We start from the raw sequence: 4,705 nt of genomic DNA on the forward strand, positions 1-4,705 counted from the left end.
GGCGGTGATGATGTCGCGGCGGTTCATGCGTCCACCTCCTGCGACAGGAACTCGCCGAGCTGAGGCTCCAGCGGGCGAACCGGCATCGGGACCGGAAGCGCCTCCCCGTCCTCGCCACGCCGGAAGGCGCGGGAAAGACGGGGGTCGCTGAACATGTCGCTGAGGCGAAGTTCTTGGTATTCAGAGGGCGTGAGTCTATATTGGCCGGAAGCCATGGCGATCTCCTTGTCAGATCGTTGGGGTTAGGCCTCCGGTTGCGCTGGAACGCTTCCGGGGGCCGCTTTATTCAGCCGTTCTTCTCGTCGCTGATCTTGCGCTGAATGCTTGCGAGCAGAGCGGTTGCCTCGCCTCGCGCGCGGGCCTCACTGTCAGCCGTTGCATAAGCCATTGAAACGACCTGCGCTTGTTCGACAGGAAGCAACAAAACCGCCTGCTTTAACTCTGTTACTGCATCCTTGAGAAGCGTGTAATTCTCGAAGATCGCATCGGCCCAGACCTGGTGGACAGCATCGTTGCCGCCCTGCCCATCCTCAAAGTTGACGCCGGTATCCCCGATGTAGCCGGCCATGAAATTGACCAGCCAGAGTTTCTTGCCGATCACTTCGAGCGCAGATTTTTCAATCGTGGTCATGCCGCACCCTCCAATCCGATCATCCGCTTGGCGCGAGCGAAGGCCAGATCGTTGCGGAACGCCATCGCCCCATGATCATCGAACAGAAGCCGAAGAAGATCACCCTCGCGCTGCTTCACGATCATCGCGCTCTGGGCCTCGACCGCGTTGCCCTTGCTGTCCACGTATTCGAAGTTCTCCCGGCTCACGATGTTCTTCACGATACCGGAACGGGTGCCGACGAGGGTGGCCAGCATCTTTTTCTGATGCAGATACTGGCGCTTGCGCAGGACATAACCGGGATGATTGCGCTTCACCTGATGCTTATTGCAGAAGTCCTCGACCTTCACGACGCCTTCGGTATCGAGCGAGGCATCATACTCGTCAGCCTTAGGCTGGATCTTGGCGATCACCGCATCCTTTTCGCGGTTTTCGAGGATGAGCGCCTGCTTGGCCTCAACCTGATCGGCCCAAGCGCGGGCTGCCTGCGCAGGATCACCAAAGTTCGGAAGCAGGCTGCCGTTTGCCTTTTCCTCTTCCAGTTCCTGCCAACGGTCCACGAGGCGCGCCGTGAACTCGGGCGACAGCTGCGCCACGACGATGAAACTGCTGCGCTTATCGAGGAGATACACAGATGTGGTACGCTTCCGCCCCATCGCATCGGTATCTTGTTCATCCTCAATTTGAGGGCGAACAATCGTGCCGCGTTCGACCAGCGCCTCGATGGTGCGCTTAACGTTATCGTGGCGCTTCTCGACCAGATCAGCGATTTCGCGCGACGACATGGTCAACGGCGCACCCATCGCGCCCGCTAGCATCGGGATCATTCCCGGATTATGATGTTCGGTATGCATCTTGGCTCCTCTAAAGCCAGGTTGACAGGAACGCCGCCTCTGATCAGGCGGCAGTTTCGACTTCGGCAGCAGGGGCTTGGACGCCAATCTCACCCCCTGCTGCCGCGACCGACCTCAGAACAAACACGATCTGTGCGCTCTTGGACCGGCAATTCTTTGCCGCCTCGGCCTCCACCCAGTCACTCACATCACTGGGCAAGTTCATCTTGTATTGGTGTTGATTTTTCCTCATGGCCTCCGCCTCAGTACAAATCATGTACCATTGGTACATAAAGTGTACCATTGCCGCAAGTACATTTCATGTCCATCTTGCGCACCATGTCAGAAGATTCGCGCGTTCAGTATAAATTCATGATCCCAGCAGAGCTTAAGGCGAAGCTGGAACGTGCAGCGCGCGGGTCATTCCGCAGTCTCTCAGCAGAGATCATCGTCCGGCTTGAGGATTCGATCAGCCGTCGTGAAAGTATCCTTGATGACCCACTTTCGGACAGGCTAGCCGCCTTGAAAGCCGAAGCTGCGATGGCGCAGCAGCATGCCGCTGCCGCTCAGCATCAGTTGATGCGGCTGCACGATGAGATCCGCCAAGTCCAGGAGGCTATCTCGCTCCGAAATGAGCGAGAGACAGACTTCGATTTGGTTAAGTTCATGGCGGAATGGACCCAACGACTAGCTGCGGCCAGAACTCAGGCGGAGCGCGACAAGATCACAGTGGAAGCCAACGAACTGCTTTCTTCTGTGACCCCTTTGTGGCGCCTCATGTCGACGGGAGCCCTTATCGAACTCGCCCCCACCCCACCCGACGCCCCCGAGGAGTGACGCCATGCAGCCCGCGACAAAAGCAGAATTCATCAAGCGCCTCCAAGAGCAAGGATACGCCAAGGTTGACGCTGAGACCTTTCGCAAATGGTTCGGCATAGAGAGAATTCACGACGCGGGATTGGGGCGCGCGCTCGACAAAATCAAGGCAGAATTCTCAGGTCTTTCGCCAGCACTGTTTGGGTTCACCGCAGTTTATCTGAACTCGTCGATTTCCAAGACGATCCCGTACGCGGAGATCACGCCAGCCGTCCTCGTTTACCGATCCAGTGACGTGAAGGCGTCAGCCAAAATCGGCTGACACGCACCGGTTGACTCCCCTCTCCCCGCCCGCCGACCATGGCGTAATTGGAATAAGGGGGTATTTTCATGAGCGATGACGACATCACCATTCGCATTGGCGAGACGTCTCACACGATCCTTTGCGGCGTCTGCAAGGCGCCGATACGCAAGCGGGCAGAAGCTGACGGCGATGCCGCCGATTTCGGATGCGCTGCGTGCGGGAACTGGGCTGAACAAGAGAAGCTCTCGGAGTTGATCACTGAATTCGCCAAGATCGAGCTGCAACTCCAGCTCAACCGCCTCGCTCGTGTGACCGCTCGCCAATCTCGCTTCATGACATTCAGCGGCCAGACCGAGCATGATCGCTCGCACCCCTTCGTCGTTGAAGTTAAGATCTGAGACCCAAGCATCCCGACTTGGAACGAACATAGCATAAACCCCTCAAGGCAAAGATATGAGAATCAGATCAGAAATTGTCGCGGCCATTGAGTGCCAAGACAAACATGGCGCGCCATACGTTGTATTCAAATCTGAGCGCTTTCGCGAAGTTAGGCAGTACGGGCAAGCAGAGGCATCTTGGGTTTCAATAGGCTTCGACCTTTCCACGAAAGATGGTCGCTCGGTGAACGAACTTTCAAGCGGAAACTATATGATAGCTGAGAGCGGTGTCATCCTGATCCCAAACCCGTGAATCCCACTTGGACCCATCCATCGATGTCAGACCAAGTCATTTCGAAAGGATTTCCCATGCGCCCTATTCTTGCCCTTGCCGCCGTGGCGCTCGTCGCAGGGTGTGCGCAGTGAGTGAAGACAAAATTTCCGTATCCGATTGGCCTGAGGCCGTTCAGCATTTAGCGAGGAAGATCGTTGAGTTAAGAACTGAAATTGATACAGCACGGGCGGAGTCTGGTGTTCTCCGCCTTCTCGTTGTGAACCTTATTCGTGCGCTACAAGAAAACGAAATCATGTCTCCAAATGTCAGAGTTTCGGCCGTAACGAGCAGTATTCGCATTTTGCGGGATGCCAAAGCCCCTGAGAGTCTTATAGATCCGCTACTTCATTTGATTTCATCGGACGAAGGCGCAAACGTGTATGCGTTTCCGACAATAGCAACAGAAACTGAAACAGAGTGAACCATGATTAGAACCTGCACGGCGCTTTTGGCAGCAATCGCGCTTTCTGGCTGTGTCGACCCACTGGTGGTTGACCCTTCGACGGGCATAAGCCTCATGGCGGGAACAGGATCGGCTGCGATTTCCCAAGATGGTTCACGCAGCTTCCGCTATGTGTTACCACCCCAGGCCGGAACGGATCGCTCACACCATGACGCCATGATTTCACAATGGGCCGCAAAACCCGAAGGTTGCCCCAAGGGATACAGCGTTGCGATGGTCGAAGTGGTGCAAGGTATGACTGTATATTCCGGCCCCTGCCGGTAATCAGCTCCTGACAAGGGCGGTAATGTTCACGCCGATTTTTGAAGATTTCTGCAACTGATTAATCATATCAGCCACTTCTTCCGGCGTGAACCGGCTGCTTCCCCGCATTTCAAGGATAACGTTTTGCGGGGGCGCAACTGTGGCAGGGGTCGCGCCAGAAGCCCCCCCTGCTGAAGAAGATCCACCGCCTCGCCCGCCACCGCCAAGGCCCTGAGCCGCACCTGCCGCGGCGATAAGTCCCATCTGGATTTTTCCATAGGCCGCGATCTTGGCTGCCGCTGGCGGGCCGGCAATGGGGCCAAGCTCTGCAAGAGCACGCATCGACGCGGCGGCTGTGTTCTGTGCAGTCTCAGCCATACGCAAGGCAGTGTTGATACCAATCTGCGCAATTGCCGCCAGACGGCTCTCGCCCGCGAACATTCCAAGGAGATTACCAAGCTCGCCGTACATGCTGCGCTGCGCCGATAGCTCTACTTGACGGGCGTTCTCCCTTGCCTCCCAGAGCCGGAGCTGGTGCTCTTGCTCCAGCGCCTCGATGGCCTGCTGGTGCGCGGTCAGCCCTAATATCTCCTCAGCCCGCCGATCCATAAGGATCGCCTTGCTGCTCTCATACCAAGCATCAACGGTTGGAATGCCCCCACTGAAGTGGTCCACCCACAGGGATATGCTTATCCCGTTTTCAGGAGGACCAGATTATGGCTGGC

Annotated in this window: 8 protein-coding genes; 4 read left to right on the forward strand and 4 right to left on the reverse strand. The window is 56.7% G+C overall.

Going from position 1 to position 4,705, the window contains the following annotated elements:
• Nucleotides 1-23 precede the first annotated feature (23 nt).
• From AC4FS3_RS28320 to AC4FS3_RS28330, 3 genes are all read right to left on the reverse strand, one after another.
• Nucleotides 24-215 (reverse strand): hypothetical protein, encoded by a 192-nt coding sequence (locus AC4FS3_RS28320; protein ID WP_491023309.1) that lies wholly within the window; start codon nt 213-215, stop codon nt 24-26.
• A gap of 71 nt (nt 216-286) precedes the next feature.
• Nucleotides 287-631, reverse strand: a complete 345-nt coding sequence (locus tag AC4FS3_RS28325) for a hypothetical protein (RefSeq protein WP_491023310.1) — start codon at nt 629-631, stop codon at nt 287-289.
• Nucleotides 628-1,464 (reverse strand): Rha family transcriptional regulator, encoded by an 837-nt coding sequence (locus AC4FS3_RS28330; protein ID WP_491023311.1) that lies wholly within the window; start codon nt 1,462-1,464, stop codon nt 628-630. Before AC4FS3_RS28330 ends, AC4FS3_RS28325 begins: the two co-directional genes overlap by 4 nt.
• 300 nt (nt 1,465-1,764) lie before the next feature.
• Between AC4FS3_RS28330 and AC4FS3_RS28335 the strand changes: the two genes are divergently transcribed.
• The 4 genes from AC4FS3_RS28335 to AC4FS3_RS28350 all read left to right on the forward strand — a co-directional run bounded on the left by AC4FS3_RS28335 (nt 1,765) and on the right by AC4FS3_RS28350 (nt 3,695).
• On the forward strand, nt 1,765-2,280 hold the full coding sequence (locus AC4FS3_RS28335; protein ID WP_491023312.1) for a TraY domain-containing protein: 516 nt from the start codon (nt 1,765-1,767) through the stop codon (nt 2,278-2,280).
• A gap of 4 nt (nt 2,281-2,284) precedes the next feature.
• Complete coding sequence (locus AC4FS3_RS28340; protein ID WP_491023313.1) at nt 2,285-2,581, forward strand: hypothetical protein; 297 nt, start codon at nt 2,285-2,287, stop codon at nt 2,579-2,581.
• Nucleotides 2,582-2,649: 68 nt separating this feature from the next.
• Entirely contained in the window at nt 2,650-2,961 is a 312-nt protein-coding gene (locus AC4FS3_RS28345) for a hypothetical protein (protein ID WP_491023314.1), read from the forward strand.
• Nucleotides 2,962-3,362: 401 nt separating this feature from the next.
• Nucleotides 3,363-3,695, forward strand: a complete 333-nt coding sequence (locus AC4FS3_RS28350) for a hypothetical protein (RefSeq protein ID WP_491023315.1) — start codon at nt 3,363-3,365, stop codon at nt 3,693-3,695.
• Nucleotides 3,696-4,001: 306 nt separating this feature from the next.
• Here the strand turns inward: AC4FS3_RS28350 and AC4FS3_RS28355 are convergent, their stop codons facing one another.
• Nucleotides 4,002-4,655, reverse strand: a complete 654-nt coding sequence (locus tag AC4FS3_RS28355) for a hypothetical protein (protein WP_491023316.1) — start codon at nt 4,653-4,655, stop codon at nt 4,002-4,004.
• Nucleotides 4,656-4,705: the final 50 nt, after the last annotated feature.

It is taken from the genome of Pseudogemmobacter sp. TB195 (genome assembly GCF_058313095.1).